We start from the raw sequence: 17,233 nt of genomic DNA on the forward strand, positions 1-17,233 counted from the left end.
GGTGTCAGCCGTGACCGCCCGTCAGAGCGCGCTCCCCCAGCCTGGCGCCCAGCTCCCGGGCCGCCGCCAGGGCGGCCCAGGAGGCGAGCTCGACCAGCGCGGCGTCGCCGGGCCGGCCGCGCCGGAACTCGGCGACGAGACCGTCGTCGACCCGGTACGAGGCCTTGGCGACCAGCAGCGCCAGCCGGCCCGCCGGGCGCTGCTCCTCGGGCAGGGCCGACACCTCGTCCTCGACCCAGGCGCGGCCGGTCCCGGGCGGCCCGCCGTCCCACCCGGCGAGCCCGGCCGTCACCAGCCGCCGGACGCCGTCCGGCACCGAGCGGGCCCCCGCCTCGTCGATCGCGGCGGCGGCCCGCGCGAACGCGCCGGCGATGCTCGGGGTGCCCGCCGCCCACCGCAGGTCCGCCGGCAGCGGCGCGGAGGGCAGCAGGTCCAGCGAGGCGCCGGCCGGCGGGGTGCCGCGCGCGCTGCGGCGCATCAGCCGGCCGAGCACGGCCGTCGCCGCCGACCGCGCGGGCGCCGGGAGGCCGGCCGGGAGCGGGCTCTCCTCCAGGAACAGGTTGACCATGCGGTTCAGGTAGTGGAAGGTGACCGCCACGCCGACCAGTTCGGGCACCCGGTCCGCGGGGAACGGCGGTCGCGCACCCCGGCCGCCCGCGCCGTCCCCGGTCTCCCGGAGCCAGTCGGCCACCTCCCGCTCCCTCCCCGCCGCCGCCCGGGCCCCGGCGGACGCCCCCGGTCCGGGCCGCAGCGCGGCCAGCGTCGCGCCGTGCACCTCCGTGCAGAACGGGCAGGCGTTGGCCTCCGACACGGCGACGGCCACCGCCTCCTTGAGCGCCCGGTCGACCCGCCCGGCGGCGAGCAGGGTCTCCCGGAGCATCACCCACGAGGCGGCGAGCACCGCCGGCGAGGGCGCGTGCAGGCCGATCGGCGGTGCGAGCAGGCCGAACTCCCGCTCGACCTCGGCGTAGACCCGGGCCACCTCCTTCCCCGCGTCGGCCGGGCGGACCGGGGCGACCCGGCGGATCTGCGCCAGCGGCCGCAGGGCCGGCCGCAGCAGCGGTATCACCATCGGTCTCCTCCTCTCTGGCTCGATCTGTCGCCGTGGCGCACTACGGGCGCGTCAGGCCGGGCAGTTGCGTCCGCACCCCGCGCCGTCCGCTGGTCCCGCCGTCCGGCGAAGGCGCGCCGTACCGGACGTTCACGCCGCGCTCCCGCGCTGCGCGCACGATGCCGGGGACCGCGCGTTCGGCGAGCGCGGAGATGGTCAGCGCGGGGTTGACGGTGAGCGCTCCCGGGACGGCGGAGCCGTCGGTGACGAAGATGCCCGGGTGGTCGCGGAGTTCGTGCCGGTCGTCGAGCGCCGAGGTCCCCGGGTCGTCGCCGATCCGGCAGGACGCCAGCGGGTGCACGGTGTACGCGCCGACCAGGTCGTTGGTCCACGGCATGACGCGGGCCAGGCCGTCGCGCTCCAGGATGTCCTTCACCACGGCGTCCGACTCGGCCCAGCCGCGCAGGGTGTTCTCGGTCGGCCGGTACCTGATCGGTCCGCGCCCGAGCATCTGCTGGGAGATCCGGTCCGCGTTGCCGGTGGCCGGCGGCGGGCCGAAGACGCCTTCGTTGTCGTCCTCGACCATGGTGAAGACGGTCAGCCAGGACTGCCACCGCCGGACCATCTCCTTCTTCTCCACGCCGAACCAGCCGGGGCCGGTCGCGTCGGGCACCTGCGCCAGGATGGTGCCGAACCCGGGCGGGAAGTAGAGCTGTTCCAGGGAGAACCGCGAGTGCTCCGGGAGCGAGCCGTCGAGGTTGTCCCAGCTCGCCACGACCGGCCCCTTGCCGATCTGGTTGGCCCTGAACGCCAGGCCGTCGGAGCGCTTGAGCCCGAGCAGGTCGCGGGCCCGGTCCTCGTCGACGACGGCCGTGTTGAGGCGCTCCCCGTTGCCGGAGAAGTAGCGGCCGACGGCGGAGGGCATCGTGCCGAGGTCCGCCTCGGAGCGCTGGAGGATCACCGGGGTGGCGCCGGCGCCGGCCGCGAGCACGACGATCTTCGCGTCGATCGTGCCGCTGCCGACGTGCACCCGGTAGTCGGTGTCGTCGACGACGTCGTAGTGCACCCGGTAGCCGCCGCCGTCCGTCCGGGAGAGCCGCTGCACCTCGTGCAACGGCCGGATCTCGGCCCCGTGCGCGAGGGCGGCGGGCAGGTAGTTCAGCAGCAGCGACCGCTTCGCGTCGAAGCGGCAACCGGACATCATCCAGTTGCAGTTGGTGCACTTCGCCCGGTCGATGGCGGCCGGGACGGGGTTGGCGGTGCGCCCCGCGTGGTCGCAGGCGGCGGCGAACAGGCCGCCCGCGTAGGTGACGTCGTTCCAGTCCTGCTGGGTGATCGGCAGCGCCTCGGCCACCCGGTCGTACCAGGGGTCGAGGGTGTCCCTGGTGATGGCCGCCGGCCACATCCGGCGGCCGATGCCGCCGCGGCGCTCGAAGGCGAACCGGGGCGCGCGCGGCATCGCGGCGAAGTACACCACGCTGCCGCCGCCGACGCAGTTCCCGCCGAGCAGGCTCATGCCGTCGCCGACCACGAAGTCGAAGATGCGGGTGTACGAGGACCCGAGCAGGAAGTCGTGCTCGAAGTCGGGCGCCTCCAGCCACGGGCCGCGCTCCAGCACGGTGACCCGCGCGCCGCCGGCCGCCAGGTGGTAGGCGGCGATGGCGCCGCCGAAGCCGCTGCCGACGATCAGGACGTCGGTGCTCTCGGTGCTCGTCATGCGGGGCTCCCTGTGGACGTGGTGCCCGGGTGGGGTTCGGCCAGCTGCCGCCGGTACGAGAAGTCGGAGAACCGCCACAGGCCGTCGGCGTCCGGGTCCATGAACCCCATCGCCGTGAGACCGGGGTGGCCCGCCGCGATCGCGTCCGCGGTGTGCAGGTGGGCGGCGGTGTCGTAGGCCATGTTGCTGAACAGCGCCAGCAGGACCCACAGTTCGCGCTCCGGGTGGTCCGGGCCGGTCAGCGTCCGCACCAGGCCGGTCCGGTCCGCGAACGGAAGGGCGACGAACGGCGGCACCGCGTCGTCGAGCGGCAGGCCGTGCTCCTCCGCGTAGGCGCGGGCGTGGCGGTTGAGCGCCTGCTCGTAGTCGTCCAGGGCGTTCGAGAGCCCGGTCGCGGGCGTCTCCAGCAGTTCGATGGCGCCTGCCTGCACCGCGCCGCCTCCGGTCGAGGCGCCGGCCACGGCCTGGTCGTCGGGGGAGCGCTTCTCCCCCGGGACGATCGTGTCCGCGAACGCCTCGAGCGTCATGGTGCGGTAATCCTGCTGATCTGGGATACGCGAGCCCACCGGCATCTCCTCAGGTGGTCGTCGAAAAAACGGGCCCGACGCACCGGCCGACCCCGATTCGCATACGCGACTTTGGCATCGTCCGGGCAATACCTCCACCTCCGCATCTCCTGCGTTGCTGAGGAGCGTTGATCGGCTTCGGCGGCCTCAACCCGGCGGCCGCGCGGCGGCGTTGACCCGTGAGCGCACCATCCCCCACCGCGGGTCGGCAGTGGTGCGCACCCGATCCCGCCCGTTCCGGCAATCGCCCTTGACAATCGGGTTCAAACATACGAACCCCCCCGGCATCCCAACTTTCAGACATGCCAACGGAATGTGCCAACGCGCCATTGCACTTGTCATGCACCAACTGATAACGTCGTCTCTCGTTATGGCGGCGGCCCCCTTTCGTCCTCCCCTTTCCGGCGGGGGACGCCTTCGCATGCCATGGCCTCTCTGACCGCCGGCCCGGAAACCACGGCCGCGACTTTCGTACCCGACCATCGCACGGGCGGAATTTCTGTTCATTCGCATGTACAGCAGAGAACCTGGAGTCGATCATGAAATCTGCCATCGAGCAAGCCGTGACCCGGGCCATCGAGACCATGCACGAGAACATCGGCGAGCTGCTGACCATAGACGATATGGCGCAGGCGGCCATGTACAGCAAATTCCATTTCTCCCGTGAGTTCCAACGGATGACCGGGGTCTCGCCACGGCGATTCCTCTCCGCCATACGCCTGGAGACCGCGAAACGCCTCCTCATCGAGACGACGTTCACCGTGACGGAGATCAGCCACCGGGTCGGGTACAACAGCGTCGGCACGTTCAGCTCCCGGTTCACCAGCAGCGTCGGCGCCTCCCCCACGATGTTCCGTCAGCTCCGGGGCTTCACTCCCCGGATCGAGGTCGACTTACACGGCCGGGGCCGCGGCGCGGAACTCTCGACGTTCCGGGGCGAGATCCGGGCCTCGGTCGCGGGGGACCTCGGCCGGGTGTTCGTCGGACTCTTCCCGACCCGGATCCCGGAGGGACGGCCGGCCGCCTGTTGCGTCCTCCCCCGCCCCGGGGCCTTCCTGCTCGACCGGGTGCCGAGCGGCACCTGGTACCTGCTGGCGCACTCCGTCCCCGTCTCCTTCGACGAGGTGCTGACCGGCGACGGCGAGGTCTCGGTGGGATCGGTCGGACCGATCGAGGTGCGGCCGGACGTGCCGCTGCTGCCGATGGAACTGCGGCTGCGCCCGATCCGGGCCCTGGACCCACCGGTCCTGCTGGCGCTGCTGGACGTACGGTCGACGGCGTTCAACGAGCTGTCCCAGGTCGCCGAGGCCCCCCGGGCCGACAGCGCCTGAGCCGCCGCCGGCCCCGGCCCGGACAGTACAGGCGAGGACAGGACAGTGAAGGCCCGACAGGACGGCGAGGTCCTTACGGCCCGGATCCCCCCGCGGAGGTCCTCTGCGGGGGGATCCGGGCCGCGACGGAGGGTGTGCCTCAGCCGGCCGGGTGCACGGTCATCGGCAGGCCGCCCGCCACCCGCAGCGACAGCATCGGCTCGGGCGTCACCCGGTGGCCGGGCACCTTGACCAGCCGGAGGTCCCGGGCCACCACGGCGATCGTGAAGACGGCCTCCAGCAGCCCGAGGTGGTTGCCGACGCAGAAGCGCGGCCCCGCCCCGAACGGGATGTAGGCGTAGCGCGGCCGGTCCGTGGCCCGGTCCGGGTCGAAGCGCTCCGGGTCGAACTGCTCTGGCGCGTCCCAGAAGTGGGGGTGGCGGTGCAGGGTGTACGGGCAGATCAGGACGTCGGCGCCGGCCGGCACGTGGTAGCCGCCCACCTCGTCGTCCGCCTGCGCCTGCCGCGGGAGGATCCACACCGGCGGGTAGAGCCGCATGACCTCGTCCACCACCCTGGAGGTGTACCGGAGGCGGTGCAGGTCCTCGAACTCGGGCAGCCGGTCGCCGAGCACCTCGACGGCCTCGGCGTGCAGCCGCTCCCGCACCTCGGGGTGCCGGTCGATCAGGTGGAAGGTCCAGCCGAGGGTGCTCGCCGTGGTCTCGTGGCCGGCGAGCAGCAGGGTGACCAGTTCGTCGCGCATCCGCTGCCGGCCGACCCGCGGGTCGGGCTCCTCCGCGGTGGCCGTGATCAGCCGGGACAGCGCGTCGTCGCCCGTGCTCCGCCCGCCGTCGCGGGCGGTCCGGTCCGCGACCAGCCGGTCGACCACCCGCTGCAGGTCCTGCCGGGCCCGCCGGAAGCGCAGCTGCTTGGCGAGCGGCACCCAGGCGGGCACCGCGCCCATGGTGACCATGTCGAACATCGCCTGGTCCTGCACGGCCTCGAAGTCGTGGCCGACCGCCTCGAAGGCGCCGAGGTCGACGTCCAGCAACGTGCGGCCGAGCACCCCGAGGGTGAGCGCCGTCACCTCGTGGACCACGTCGACGGGCCCGCCGCCCTCGTGCGCCCGCAGCCGGCCGACCAGCTTGACCGCCTCCTCCGCGACGACCCCGGCCTGCCGGGCGATCCGCTTGTGCTGGAAGGCGGGCTGGATCTGCCGGCGCTGCTTGCGCCAGAGCTCGCCCTCGCTGGTCAACAGGCCGTTGCCGAGGGCCCGTCGGGCCTGCACCAGGCCGATTCCCTTGTGGTAGTTGGCCGCGTTGTCCGCGAGCACGTGCTTGGCGTGCTCGGGGTGGTTGAAGAAGTAGAGCGTCTTGGGGCCGATGGAGATCCGGACCGCGTCGCCGTACTCCCGCGCGGCGGAGCGCATCAGCTCCAGCCGGTCCCCCACCAGCCTGCGCAGCAGGACCGGGGCGGCCCGGCGCGGCGGTCCTGGCGGCACCCGGCGGGTCGCGGGCACGGCTAGCACCCCCCGTCGTTCGCCAGGCGGTCGGCGACGGCCCGGCGCCACACCTCGTACGCGGGCAGCGCGCCCGGCACCGGCCCGGCCGGCCGGATGTCCCGGGTGACCCTGGCCGCCTCCTCCGGTCCCATGCCGCAGAGGACCCGGGTGGCCAGTTCCGTGTGCGGGACCAGCAGGCCGGCCCGCAGCCGGGCCTCGGCCGCGAACGCGCTGCCCTGCGCGACGATGGCCCGGTGCGGTCCGGCCCGGTCCCGGAACGCCCGCAGCTCCGCCTCGTCCGCGCCCCCGGCGTAGGTGGCCGCCAGTCCGGCCCCGCTGTAGAGGTCGGACCACCGGGACTCCGGGAACTTCTCGATCATGGTCGCGACCAGGTCCGCGTCGGTGCCGCCGACGAACCACAGGGCCCGGCCGATGCCCTGGTCGATCGCGTGGCCGGCGTACGACGGCGTGTCACCGGCCGGCCAGGGGAAGGCCGGCTCGCGGTACTGCTCGTGGACGTACCGGGCGGTACGGAAGTACGCCTGGTGGAACCCGTACCCGTCGAGCACGAGCCAGCGCAGCAGCGGGTCGAGCCCGTCGACGTCCGGCCAGCGGAACCTCGGCAGCCGGGCCATCGCCCAGCCGATCCCGACGTAGACCATGTAGACGTGGTCCGCGCCCCGCCCGGCGAGGAAGCGCCCCACCGAGCCGCGGCCGGACAGCGGCAGCCCGTCGAGCACGGCGAAGCCCATGCCGGCGCCCTCGTAGGCGAAGCCGCGGAACGGGGCCGGAACGCCCTCCAGGCGGAGCTCCGCCGCCGCCGGGTCCCGGGCCTCCATCGCGTACGCGTAGCCCTCCAGGAACCGCCCGCCGACCGACTCCAGCAGGTGCTGGGCGTCCGGTGACTTCCGGTGGAAGCCGCGCTTCTCCAGTAGGGTCTCCGAGGTGCTCGGGGTGAGAACGCGTCGTCGGAGCGTTCGCCATGCACTGGGCACGCCATTCTCCTCTCAGGTCTTCCTCACGTCGGTGTGCTGCCACGCGGATGGTGCCCGGCCGGCTCCGGCGGGGCTTCTCCGCACCTGCTCAGTTCGCGGGGGCCGCCGCGGGCGGCCGGGGCCGGTCCGGCTGCCCGGCGGTGCGGAAGTGCGTCCGCACGTTGGCCCGCCACAGCTCGTACGCCGGCGGTCCGGCGGCGGCGCCCGGGGCTCGGCCGGCCGCGGCGGGCTCGTCCACCGCGCAGTCGTCGGCCAGCTTCGCGGCCCCGTCGACCGACAGGCCGGTCAGGGCCGTGGCGGCGGCCTCGCAGTGCGCGGGCACGAAGCCCGCGTACGCGCGCGCCTTCGCGGCGAACACCGACCCCTGGGCGAGCTCCGCCCGGTGCTCCCCCGCCTCCCCGCGCAGGACGGCCAGGCCGTCCGCCGTGGCGCCGCCGGCGAAGGTCGCGGCCAGTCCCACCCCGCTCCACAGGTCGGCCCGCCGGTCGGCGCGGAACCTCCGCACCGCGACGGCCACCTGCTCCGGCACCCCGCCGTGGATGAACCACAGCGCCCGTCCGATGCCCTGGTCGACGGCCCGCCGGAAGTACTCCGGCGCGCCCTGCCACGGGTACGGCTTCACCTCGCGCTGCTCGTCCACCCAGCGCCGGGTGCCGAAGTAGGCGAGGTCGAAGCCGTACCCGTCGACCGCCAGCCAGCTCATCGTCGGGTGGTACGGCGTCCCGGCCAGGTCCGGCAGCACCTTGCGCCACAGCGGCCGCGGCAGGCGCGCCATGGCGAAGCCGATGCCGATGTACGCCAGGAAGATGTGCGGCTGCCCCGGCCCGGCCAGCAGGTCGCGGGTGCGGCTGCCCCGGCCCGTCGCGTCCAGGACGGTGAAGGCCATCGTGGCGCCCTCGTAGGCGAATCCGCGCTGCTCCGGGTCGACCAGGCGCAGCCGGCGCTCGACCTCCCACTGGTTGCGGGCGTCGATGCCCCACTCGAAGCCGCAGACCACCGCCTGGGGCACCGCCTCCAGGCGTTCGGTGGCGGCCGTGGGGGTCACCGGGAAGCCCCTTCCGGCGAAGGCCACCGAGGCCAGTGACGGTGTCAGCACCAGTCGGCGCAGTGATCCGAAGGTCGTCGGCACGATCCCTCCCAGCCCAGCGTCCTGAATGACGGCCCCTCCATGCTCCGGGGGCGGCGGGGGCGGCCGCATCTCCGCGGTTGCGTTCTTTTCGGCCGGACGACCGTCGCTACCCGAACTCCCTTTCACCAAGCGGCCTTTCCTCACCTGAGGTTTCCTCGGCCAGGCCGTCGAAAGGCCTCGGAAACCGCGCCCGGGGGTGCCGCGGACCGTGTTGTCGAAATCCCCGGCGGCGCGGTGGAATGGGGCCGTGCGGGAGCTGGTCCCCGGCGCCGTCGGGTCCGTTCCCCGTCCAGGCCGTCCCATCGAAGGAGTGCGCGCATGAACACGCGTCACCAGCAGGACGAGGCCCCGCCCGAGCCGCTCTGGGACCGGGCGCCCGACTGGGTGGCCTACCGCCGGTCCCGGCGGAACATCACCGAACTGCTGCTCGCCGCCCGGCCCGGGGCGGCCGGCGTCCCGGTCCCCGCCTGTCCCGGGTGGACCGTCCTGGACCTGCTCGGCCACCTGGTCGAGGTCTGCCGGACGGTGGCCGCCGACGTGCCCGGCAACCTGTGGGAGGTGCCGCACGCCGAGTCCGGCACCGGCCTGGCCGGCCTGCTCGAGGAGTGGTCGCGGTTGGACGGCCCGGTGGAGCGGGTGCTCTCGGACACGCCGCAGCTGCGGCACACCATGATGATGATGGACGCGTTCACCCACGAGCTCGACCTGCGCGGCGCGCTCCGGGCGCCGGTGGTCGCGGACCAGCCGTCGTACCCCTCGGCCCTGGACCTGGTCGTCCGGGGCTTCGCCAACTCGGTGCGCTCCCACGGGCTTCCGGCGCTGCGCATCCGGACGGCGGGCGCCGAGTGGCAGGCCGGTGACGGCGAGCCGGCCGCCGTCCTCCAGGGGCACCGCCACGACCTGCTCCGTTCGCTCACCGGCCGGCGGACGGTCGGGCAGGTCTCCGGCCTGGCCTGGAGCACCGCGCCGGAGGCCTGGCTGCCCGCGTTCACCTGGGGGCCGTTCCGGCCGCCGGAGCGGCCCGTGGAGGCCGCCGTCGCCGCGCGGTAGCGCCCGGACCGCGGAACGGCTCCGTGGCGCCGCCCGAGCGGGCGGCGCCACGGAGGGGTCACGGTGTCACGCGGCGGTCGTGGTGCGGCGGACCGGCCGCGGCCTCACGCCACGGCCGCCCCGACCTGGCTCTGCTGCGGCTGGACGGCCGTTCCGCCCCCGGACGCCCCGGCGGCGGCGTCCGCCCGCCGGGAGCGCTGGCGCAGGTGCACGACCCACCACCCGAGCCCGCGCAGGGCGCAGACCAGCGTGGTGGCGAAGAACAGGGTGTAGACGACGTTGAACACCATCAGGATCGCGTACACGAAGGCGACCGAGCTGCCGAACACGAACTGGGCCCGGCCCTTCACCGGCGTCGTGCCCGGGTCGCTGATCATGTAGTTGGTGAACAGCACGAAGGCGACACCCGTCATCGGGCCGAGCGCGGAGAACAGCGCGACGTCCCAGATCCAGTGCCGGAGGAACGCCTGGATGGCGAACGCGCCGAGCCAGCCGACGATCAGTGGGGTCCGCTTGGTGAGCAGCGCGTTGATCACGGTTCCCGCCGTGGCGATGATCAGCGGGATCATCACCCGGAAGAAGGTGTTCGCGTTCTCCGTGAACTCGTAGGGCGGCGCGATGCTGAACCACGAGCCGAAGCACACCAGCGACATCGTGATCCCGAAGTTGGACGGGTTCATGAAGTGCCGCATCCGGCCGGCGATCGGTGCCTGCAGGGCGTGCTTGCCGCCGACGCCGATGACCACGCCGAAGACGATCGGCAGCAGCTGGTTGTTGCCGTAGGTCAGCATGTTGACCGCGAGCGCCGTGATGTGGGCCGGCAGCAGGAACTCGTACACGCCGCGGAACCCGTTCCCGCGGAAGCGGGGGGCGCGGCGCTGGGCCCAGGCGCTGATCAGCTCGAAGGCGATCTCGCAGGCGTAGGCGGTGAACACCGCGACGAACGGCCACAGCCAGGGCTGCTCGAAGCCGAGCAGGGTGTAGCCGAAGATGTTGAACACGCTGATCGAGAGGGCGAAGTTCCGCAGGGCGAGGTACCGGGGGTCCTTCGGCTTCGCGGGGGCGGCCGGTGCGGCCGCCGGGGCGCCGCCGGCTCGGGGTTGCACGCTCGCGCTCATCGGTTCGGGACCTCCTGGACCTGGTCGGTCAGCACGAGCGTGTGCGTGCCGGGGCTGAGCTGCTCGCTCTTCTCGTGCAGTCCCCCGGCGGCGTCCCGCCACCTCAGGTCGACGGTGACCGGCCCCTGGTGGGCGCCGAGGCCGAAGCGCACGTCGAAGCTGCGGAAGCCGCCGTGGCCGCCCCCGCCGTCGAGCCGGGAGATCTGGGTGCCGGTCGGGGTGGTGACCCGCACGGTGGCGTCGTACGCGGGCGCCCCGGTGTTCACCAGGCCCTGGCCCGCGGCGCCCTCACCGGTCGGCCGGTAGAGCCGCAGGTTCAGCTGACTGCCCAGCGCCGGCGCGGTGTTGGCGTAGAAGGCGGGCGGCCCCCACTGGCGGGCCACCGCGAAGTCCAGCCGGCCGGTGCCCGTGGTGTCGCCGGTGGCGAGGCCGCGGGTCGGCGTCGGCACGGCGATGCCCAGCCGGGAGCTGATGTTCACGTACGGGCCGTCGGGGGTCTTGGCGTAGAAGGCGATCGCCTCGTCCCCGGCGATGTCGTCGCCGGGCTGGACGTTGGGCCACATCGCGGGGTTGGACAGCAGGTCGTCGTTGGTCATGGCCATCTCCTGGAGCCACGGCCAGCGGTCGATCTTCCCCTTGACGAAGCCGGTGGCCTGGAGCACCGCGAGGTCGCCGCTGTTGAGGAAGTCGCCCATCTTGGTGTCCCAGCCCCACCCGGTCCAGGCCATGCCGTGCTCCTGGGCCTCCTGGGTGAACGGGGCGATGCCGGCGGCGAGCTTGCGGCGCATGTCGGCCTCGTCCTTGGCCTTGTTGATCCAGAGGAAGTTGCTCTCCTCCAGGCCCCAGGCGACGGTGATGTTGCTGACCATCATGTCGAAGTCGCCGTTGCGGCCGATGTCGCCGAAGTCGACGCCCATGCCCTTGAACGAGCCGTTCCCGAGGACGAAGGACTTGGGCGTGGTCGGCGTGCGCTCGCCCTTGGCCTCGCTGAACTCGATGTGCCCGGGCGTGGACCGGTTGTAGAGCAGGTGCCCGTGTCCGAAGTCGTTGGCGATGTACAGCTCGGGCAGTCCGTCACCGGTCAGGTCGGCGCCCGAGATGGCCAGCGTCCACCCGGTCGACGCGTCGTAGGGGATCGCGCCCTTCTCCTCCACGTACGACGCGGTGGGCTCCGTCCCCGCGGTGCTCTGCTGCCAGCGCAGCACGTGGTCGCCGCCGGCGTTCTTGGCGCTGGACAGCGAGTCGTTCATCACGACGTTGTTCAGCCCGTTCGGGTCGAGCACGTCGGAGTCGGGGAAGTAGTTGCCGATCACGATCGACGGGCGCCCGCTGCCGTCGATGTCGCCGACGTAGTCCGCGTCGGTGTTCCAGCGCGGGCCGTGGTACTTCCCGTCCAGCGACTCCGAGGGCACCAGCTCGCGCGGCACGTAGGAGGCCGCGGCGGGGGTCGTGGCGTCCGACCTGGCCATGAACAGGATCGGCGTGCGGCCCCAGTACGTCACCAGCAGGTCCATCCGGCCGTCGCCGTTGAAGTCGCCGGGCGTGCAGCCGGTGGGCGCCATGGTGTCGTCCATCGGCAGCGGCCTGCCGTCCAGCACGAAGGGCGTGAAGCGGTCGGCCGGCCGGGCGGTCGGGGTGTACGTCACGATCACGCTGTCGGTCCTGGTGTCGACGATGCACATGCCGTCGGCCACGCCGTGCCCGGTCAGGTCGTTGATCGCGATGCTGGCCCCGACCGAGGAGATCCACGAACGGATCTTCTGGTAGGCCGGGTTGACGGTCCGGACCGTCCGCATCGGCCGCTGCTCGTAGCCGGGCGGCATCGCGATGGGCAGTTCCTTGAAGCCGTACTGCTTCGCGACCTCCTCCGCCCCGGCCGCCGCGACCGAGGTCCGTACGGCGAAGAACAGCGAGGTGGCCACCATTATCACCACCAGGCCTGGAATCAGTCTGCGGATTCGTTCACGGTACGCCACCGGGTTCCCCTCTCGACGGATCGAATACGACCCCGTGCCCGCGCCGAGTGCAGGACGCGGCCAAAACCCCCTGCTGGCAGGACGGTTCGGGATGACGGAATTCACGACCCGAAATGCGCCGGCGATAGGCACGTCACGCGCGGGTCTACTGTACGAGGATGTACGCAAAGCACTCGGAATCGCTACTTCCCCGTTGCTCAGCGGGAGGAATTGCGGCCGCCGCCGGGAACATCGGCCGGCCCGCGACCGCACGACGAAGCGCCCTCCCGCGCACGTGCCGCGGAAGGGCGCTTCCAGAACTCAAGGGATGACCTCCGGGGGGGAATGGCTTCTCCCGTCCGCCGGTTCACCGGTTCACCGGTCAGGCGTACGTGACGACCGCGCGGAAGCGCGCCTCACCCCGCTCGACCCGGTCCAGCGCCTCGGCGACCCGCTCCTTGGGGAAGGTCTCGACCAGCGGCGTGACCGCCCCGGACGCGACCAGGTCGAGGGCCTCGGTGAGCCGGTCGAGGCCGTTGTGGGTGGCGCCGATCACCTGCTGGCGCTGCGCCCAGAACGGGCTGGTCGGCGGGATGGCGAAGGGCTCGACCGGGTCGATGGTGGCCAGCACCATCCGGCCGTTCGGCCGCAGCCCCTGGAGGGCCCCGGCGGCGGCCCGGTAGGAGGTGCCGGTCACCAGGACGACGTCGGCGCCGCCGATCGCCCGCAGCCCGTCACCGTCGGCGACCACGTGGTCCGCGCCCAGGGTCCGGGCCAGCCGGTGCTTGTCCGGCGAGCTGGTGACGGCCACGGTCTCGAAGCCGCCGGCCCGGGCGAACTGCACGGCGAGGTGGCCGAGTCCGCCGATCCCGAGCACCGCGACCCGTTCACCCGGTCCGGGATCGGCGGCGCGCAGCGCGCTCCACGCGGTGTAGCCCGCGCACAGCACGGGGGCGGCGGTCTCGTACGGGACGGCGTCCGGTAGCAGCACGGTGCTCGCGGCCGCCACCGCGACGTACTCCGCGTGTCCTCCTTGCACGGTGAGGCCGCTCATCACGGCCTCCGGGCAGTTCATCCCGGACTGCCCGGAGAGCGGGAGGTTGAGCCGGCAGTACGCGCACCGGCCGCAGGTCGCCTGCACCCAGGTGGCGCCGACCCGGTCGCCGACCCGGCGGCCGGTCACCCCGGCGCCGACCTCGACGACCTCGCCGGCGGCCTCGTGTCCGACCACCACCGGAGCGAACGCCGGGAAGGGGAACACGCCCTGACTGACCAGCAGGTCGTTGTGGCAGACCCCGCAGGCGTGGACCCGGATCAGCACCTGGCCGGGACCGGGCCTCGGGGTGGGGATCTCGCGAAGCTCCCAGCGCGCCTTGGCCTCGGGTACGACGGCTGCCCACATCGGCCGAACCACCTTTCCTGTCAACTGCTCCGCGGCCCGAGCCGGACCGGGAGGGTCTGGACACCGTTCATGATGAAGGTGGCCTGCGGTGCCAACTCCTCAGCGGGTACGGCGAGTTCGAGGTCGGGGAAGCGCCGGAACAGCGCGGCGAGGGCGGTCTCGGCCTCCATCCGGGCCAGCGGCATGCCGATGCAGCGGTAGACGCCGTGGCCGAAGGAGAGGTGCTCCTTGTTCGCCCGGGTGGCGTCGAAGGCGTCGGCGTCCTCCCCGTGGACGGCGCGGTCGCGGCCCGCCGCCGCGAAGTTGATCAGGACGGGCTCCCCCTTGGCGATGGTGACCCCGCCGAGCTCGATGTCCTCCACCGCGAAGCGGAACGGCAGGTGCGCGACCGGCGCCTCGGCGCGCAGGCTCTCCTCGATCACCTCCGCCCAGCCCACCGCGCCGGACCGGAGCAGCGCCCGCTGGTCGGGGTGGGTGAGCACGGCCCGGACGGTGTTGGCGAGCAGGTTCATCACCGGCTCGGTCCCGGTGGCGAGCAGCAGGTGCAGGGTGCCGACCAGTTCGGAGTCGCTCAGCCGGGATCCGTCCTCTGCCTGGGCCCGGACCAGGTCGCTGGTCAGATCGTCCCCGGGGTCGCGGCGCTTGCCCTCGACGAACTCCAGCATCTCCCGGTGCCACCGCTCGACGTTGGCCGCGGACTCCTCCGGCGTGATGGTGGTGTCGACGTTCACCTCGCCGCCGCGCAGCATCCGCTCACGGTCCCCGGCCGGCACGCCGAACAGGTCGCAGATCACCCGGGCCGGCATCGGATGGGCGAAGCGGGCCTTGAGGTCGACCACCTCGCCGGGCGCGAGGCGGCCGAGGTCGTCCAGCAGCTCCTCGACGGCCTTCTCCACCTCGGCCCGCATCGCCTCGACCCGGCGCGGGGTGAAGGCGCCGGCGGTCAGCCGCCGCAGCCGGGTGTGGTCGGCGCCGTAGCGGGTGGTGAGGTTGTCCATCAGCACCCAGCCGATGAGCGGGAAGTCCGCGCCGATCCGGCCCTCGGCGAACGCCGCCCAGTGCCGGCGCGGGTCCTTGGACAGGCGGTGGTCGGCCAGGGCCAGCCGGGCGACGTCCTGGCCGGTGATCGACCAGGCCGGTACGCCACCGGGCAGTTCGATCCGGGCGACCGGGCCGTTCGCCCGGATCCGGGCGCCCTCCGCGTGGATGTCACGTCCGGCTCGGTCGATGACGACGGGGGCGGGGAGTGACACGGAAGCCTCCAGGCGGTCGGAGCGGGGCGCGGGCGGAGTCACGGAGTCGCCGGGTCGCGGGGCCACGCGGCAGCGGGGCCAGGGCCGTTGACCGGCCCTGTCGAGGCTGGCACCCGCGCGGGGCGCCCGCATCTCCCGGCTTGCGGCGTCCCCCCGCCGGGCGGCGGGGCGGCCGCCCAGCGCAATCGGGAAGATGCGGCGGCCGACGGCCCGGTGTGACGCTGGCCGTCACCGGGCCGTGGTGATCGCGGCCGGGAACCGCCGGATAAGGAGAGAGCCATGTCCGCCACTCCCCCGCCCACCGCCGCCGACGTCGCCGCGCTGCGCGCCGTCCCGGAACTCATCATCGCGGCCTGGGCACGGCACGACGCCGACGGCTTCGCCGCGGTCTTCACCGACGACGCGACGCTGATCCTGCCCGGGGACGTCTACCTGACCGGCCGCGAGCAGATCCGCGCCTTCATGGCGCAGGCGTTCGCCGGCCCGTTCAAGGGCACCCAGGTCACCGGTGAGCCGCAGTCGGTCCGCCCGCTGGCCGACGACGTGGCCGTCCTGGTCACCAAGGGCGGCGTACTGGCCCCCGGGGACACCGAGGTGACGCCCGAGCGGGCGATCCGGGCGACCTGGGTGCTGGCCAGGCAGGGCGCCGACTGGCGGATCGCCTCGTACCAGAACACCCCCGTCGCCGCCTGAGCCCGGAGTCGGAGCCGAGGGGCCGTCGCCCGCTCTCCCCGCCGGAGAGCGCGCGGCGGCCCCGGCTCCGCACCGACCGCCGGCCCTCCCCCGGCGGCCCGGCCGATCGACGCTCCGGGGCGCCGCGCGGCCGGTACAGTGCCGTGCAGGACGGTGCCGTACGGCTGCGGCACCCCCGCACGGACCGGCCGGTACGCCGGCCGCCACCCCTCCGGCGCCGGCCCGGGTCGGCGCACGGTCCCGCTGAGAGGACTCGGATGCGTCCCTTCCGTATCGACATCCCGCAAGAAGCCCTCGACGACCTGGACCGCCGGCTCGCGGCCACCCGCTGGCCCGGCGAAGTCCCCGGCGCCGGCTGGCGGCGCGGCGTGCCGCTCGGCTACCTGAAGGAACTGGCCGAGTACTGGCGCACCGGCTTCGACTGGCGCAAGGCCGAGGCGCACCTCAACTCCTTCCCGCAGTTCCTGACCGAAGTCGACGGCGTGGACGTCCACTTCCTGCACGTCCGCTCGCCCGAGCCGGACGCCCTGCCGCTGGTCGTCACCCACGGCTGGCCCGGCTCGGTGGCGGAGTTCCTGGACGTGATCGGCCCGCTGACCGATCCGCGGGCCCACGGCGGCGATCCCGCCGACGCGTTCCACCTGGTCATACCCTCGCTGCCCGGCTACGGCTTCTCCGGCCACCCCCGGGAGGCCGGCTGGGACACCGCCCGGGTCGCCCGGGCCTGGGCCGAGCTGATGCGCCGGCTCGGCTACGACCGGTACCTCGTCCAGGGCGGCGACTGGGGCATGCCGGTCTCGCTGCAGCTGGGCCTGGCCGACCCGGAGCACGTGGCCGGCGTCCACCTCAACATGCTCGCCACCTTCCCGCCGCAGGACCCGGCCGAGTTCGCGCGGCTGGACCCGGCGGACCGGGCCCGGCTGGAGTTCGCCGGGTACTTCGAGCAGGACGGGGCCGGCTGGCGGAAGATCCAGTCCACCCGGCCGCAGACCCTCGCGTACGGCCTGACCGATTCGCCGGTGGGCCAACTCGCCTGGATCGTCGAGAAGTTCATGGAGTGGACGGCGGCCGGGACGGTTCCCGAGGACGTCGTCGACCGGGACCGGCTGCTGACCGACGTGGCGATCTACTGGTTCACCGCCTCCGCCGGCTCCAGCGCCCAGCTCTACTACGAGTCCAACCGGCTGGACGCCGACTTCCTCCGCACCTGGGCCGGCCCCTGGCCGCTGTCCGCACCGGTCGGGGTGGCGGTGTTCCCCGAGGACGCGGTCCGGCCGATCCGGCGCTGGGCGGAACGGATCCTCCCGACCCTCGCCCACTGGTCCGAGTTCGACCGCGGCGGGCACTTCGCCGCCCTGGAGCAGCCCGGGCTGTTCGTCGACGACGTCCGGGAGTTCGCGCGTCGGGTCCGCTGAGCGGACCGTCCACGGAGTCGCCCGGCACCGGGGGTCCGGTGCCGGGCGCGGCCGTTCCGGCGGGCGGCCGTACCGGCG

The 17,233-nt window shown here is 73.5% G+C and carries 14 protein-coding genes; 4 read left to right on the plus strand and 10 right to left on the minus strand.

The genetic code is table 11. The features are described 5' to 3' along the window. Positions 1-4 precede the first annotated feature (4 nt). Genes AMK13_RS16370 through AMK13_RS16380 form a run of 3 tightly spaced genes read right to left on the minus strand, consistent with a single transcriptional unit; the run spans position 5 to position 3,295 of the window. On the minus strand, positions 5-1,072 hold the full coding sequence (locus AMK13_RS16370) for a carboxymuconolactone decarboxylase family protein (RefSeq protein ID WP_074002825.1): 1,068 nt from the start codon (positions 1,070-1,072) through the stop codon (positions 5-7). A 40-nt stretch (positions 1,073-1,112) separates the two neighbouring features. Continuing rightward, on the minus strand, positions 1,113-2,768 hold the full coding sequence (locus AMK13_RS16375; RefSeq protein ID WP_074002826.1) for an FAD-dependent oxidoreductase: 1,656 nt from the start codon (positions 2,766-2,768) through the stop codon (positions 1,113-1,115). Beyond that, on the minus strand, positions 2,765-3,295 hold the full coding sequence (locus AMK13_RS16380; RefSeq protein ID WP_241852901.1) for a DUF5987 family protein: 531 nt from the start codon (positions 3,293-3,295) through the stop codon (positions 2,765-2,767). Before AMK13_RS16380 ends, AMK13_RS16375 begins: the two co-directional genes overlap by 4 nt. Before the next feature lie 578 nt (positions 3,296-3,873). Here AMK13_RS16380 and AMK13_RS16385 point away from each other — a divergent pair. Continuing rightward, positions 3,874-4,665: a helix-turn-helix transcriptional regulator gene (locus AMK13_RS16385; RefSeq protein WP_234348608.1), complete on the plus strand. Its 792-nt coding sequence runs from the start codon at positions 3,874-3,876 to the stop codon at positions 4,663-4,665. 139 nt (positions 4,666-4,804) lie between these two features. On the opposite strand, the gene AMK13_RS16390 is transcribed toward AMK13_RS16385, so the two are convergent. From AMK13_RS16390 to AMK13_RS16400, 3 genes are all read right to left on the minus strand, one after another. Beyond that, on the minus strand, positions 4,805-6,163 hold the full coding sequence (locus AMK13_RS16390; RefSeq protein WP_274538686.1) for a cytochrome P450: 1,359 nt from the start codon (positions 6,161-6,163) through the stop codon (positions 4,805-4,807). A 2-nt stretch (positions 6,164-6,165) separates the two neighbouring features. After that, a complete protein-coding gene (locus AMK13_RS16395) occupies positions 6,166-7,140 on the minus strand; it encodes a DUF1702 family protein (protein WP_074002829.1) in 975 nt (324 codons plus the stop codon). An 88-nt stretch (positions 7,141-7,228) separates the two neighbouring features. Beyond that, positions 7,229-8,269, minus strand: a complete 1,041-nt coding sequence (locus AMK13_RS16400; RefSeq protein ID WP_074002830.1) for a DUF1702 family protein — start codon at positions 8,267-8,269, stop codon at positions 7,229-7,231. A gap of 318 nt (positions 8,270-8,587) precedes the next feature. On the opposite strand from AMK13_RS16400, the gene AMK13_RS16405 reads away from it, so the two are divergent. After that, the gene (locus tag AMK13_RS16405; protein WP_074002831.1) at positions 8,588-9,319 is read left to right on the plus strand and encodes a maleylpyruvate isomerase family mycothiol-dependent enzyme; all 732 of its coding nucleotides are present in this window, start codon (positions 8,588-8,590) and stop codon (positions 9,317-9,319) included. Positions 9,320-9,423: 104 nt separating this feature from the next. Here the strand turns inward: AMK13_RS16405 and AMK13_RS16410 are convergent, their stop codons facing one another. The 4 genes from AMK13_RS16410 to AMK13_RS16425 all read right to left on the minus strand — a co-directional run bounded on the left by AMK13_RS16410 (position 9,424) and on the right by AMK13_RS16425 (position 15,047). Then, the gene (locus tag AMK13_RS16410; RefSeq protein ID WP_074002832.1) at positions 9,424-10,437 is read right to left on the minus strand and encodes an enediyne biosynthesis protein; all 1,014 of its coding nucleotides are present in this window, start codon (positions 10,435-10,437) and stop codon (positions 9,424-9,426) included. Beyond that, complete coding sequence (locus AMK13_RS16415; RefSeq protein ID WP_198959370.1) at positions 10,434-12,362, minus strand: CRTAC1 family protein; 1,929 nt, start codon at positions 12,360-12,362, stop codon at positions 10,434-10,436. Before AMK13_RS16415 ends, AMK13_RS16410 begins: the two co-directional genes overlap by 4 nt. Before the next feature lie 412 nt (positions 12,363-12,774). After that, positions 12,775-13,794, minus strand: a complete 1,020-nt coding sequence (locus AMK13_RS16420) for an alcohol dehydrogenase catalytic domain-containing protein (RefSeq protein ID WP_074002833.1) — start codon at positions 13,792-13,794, stop codon at positions 12,775-12,777. Between the two features lie 20 nt (positions 13,795-13,814). Then, on the minus strand, positions 13,815-15,047 hold the full coding sequence (locus AMK13_RS16425) for a cytochrome P450 family protein (protein WP_074002834.1): 1,233 nt from the start codon (positions 15,045-15,047) through the stop codon (positions 13,815-13,817). A gap of 279 nt (positions 15,048-15,326) precedes the next feature. On the opposite strand from AMK13_RS16425, the gene AMK13_RS16430 reads away from it, so the two are divergent. Both AMK13_RS16430 and AMK13_RS16435 read left to right on the plus strand, forming a co-directional pair. Beyond that, positions 15,327-15,740 (plus strand): SgcJ/EcaC family oxidoreductase, encoded by a 414-nt coding sequence (locus tag AMK13_RS16430; RefSeq protein WP_074002835.1) that lies wholly within the window; start codon positions 15,327-15,329, stop codon positions 15,738-15,740. Positions 15,741-15,997: 257 nt separating this feature from the next. Next, positions 15,998-17,155: an epoxide hydrolase family protein gene (locus AMK13_RS16435; RefSeq protein WP_049650274.1), complete on the plus strand. Its 1,158-nt coding sequence runs from the start codon at positions 15,998-16,000 to the stop codon at positions 17,153-17,155. The last annotated feature ends 78 nt before the right edge of the window (positions 17,156-17,233 follow it).

Source organism: Streptomyces sp. CB02056, assembly GCF_001905545.1.
Taxonomy (GTDB): Bacteria; Actinomycetota; Actinomycetes; order Streptomycetales; family Streptomycetaceae; genus Kitasatospora.

Bases quoted from the DNA above. Each gene is read 5' to 3' on its own strand.
- AMK13_RS16375 (WP_074002826.1), bottom strand. From the start codon at position 2,768: ATGACGAGCACCGAGAGCACCGACGTCCTGATCGTCGGCAGCGGCTTC.
- AMK13_RS16370 (WP_074002825.1), bottom strand. From the start codon at position 1,072: ATGGTGATACCGCTGCTGCGGCCGGCCCTGCGGCCGCTGGCGCAGATC.
- AMK13_RS16415 (WP_198959370.1), bottom strand. From the start codon at position 12,362: ATGGTGGCCACCTCGCTGTTCTTCGCCGTACGGACCTCGGTCGCGGCG.
- AMK13_RS16380 (WP_241852901.1), bottom strand. From the start codon at position 3,295: ATGACGCTCGAGGCGTTCGCGGACACGATCGTCCCGGGGGAGAAGCGC.
- AMK13_RS16410 (WP_074002832.1), bottom strand. From the start codon at position 10,437: ATGAGCGCGAGCGTGCAACCCCGAGCCGGCGGCGCCCCGGCGGCCGCA.
- AMK13_RS16405 (WP_074002831.1), top strand. From the start codon at position 8,588: ATGAACACGCGTCACCAGCAGGACGAGGCCCCGCCCGAGCCGCTCTGG.
- AMK13_RS16420 (WP_074002833.1), bottom strand. From the start codon at position 13,794: ATGTGGGCAGCCGTCGTACCCGAGGCCAAGGCGCGCTGGGAGCTTCGC.
- AMK13_RS16430 (WP_074002835.1), top strand. From the start codon at position 15,327: ATGTCCGCCACTCCCCCGCCCACCGCCGCCGACGTCGCCGCGCTGCGC.
- AMK13_RS16385 (WP_234348608.1), top strand. From the start codon at position 3,874: ATGAAATCTGCCATCGAGCAAGCCGTGACCCGGGCCATCGAGACCATG.
- AMK13_RS16435 (WP_049650274.1), top strand. From the start codon at position 15,998: ATGCGTCCCTTCCGTATCGACATCCCGCAAGAAGCCCTCGACGACCTG.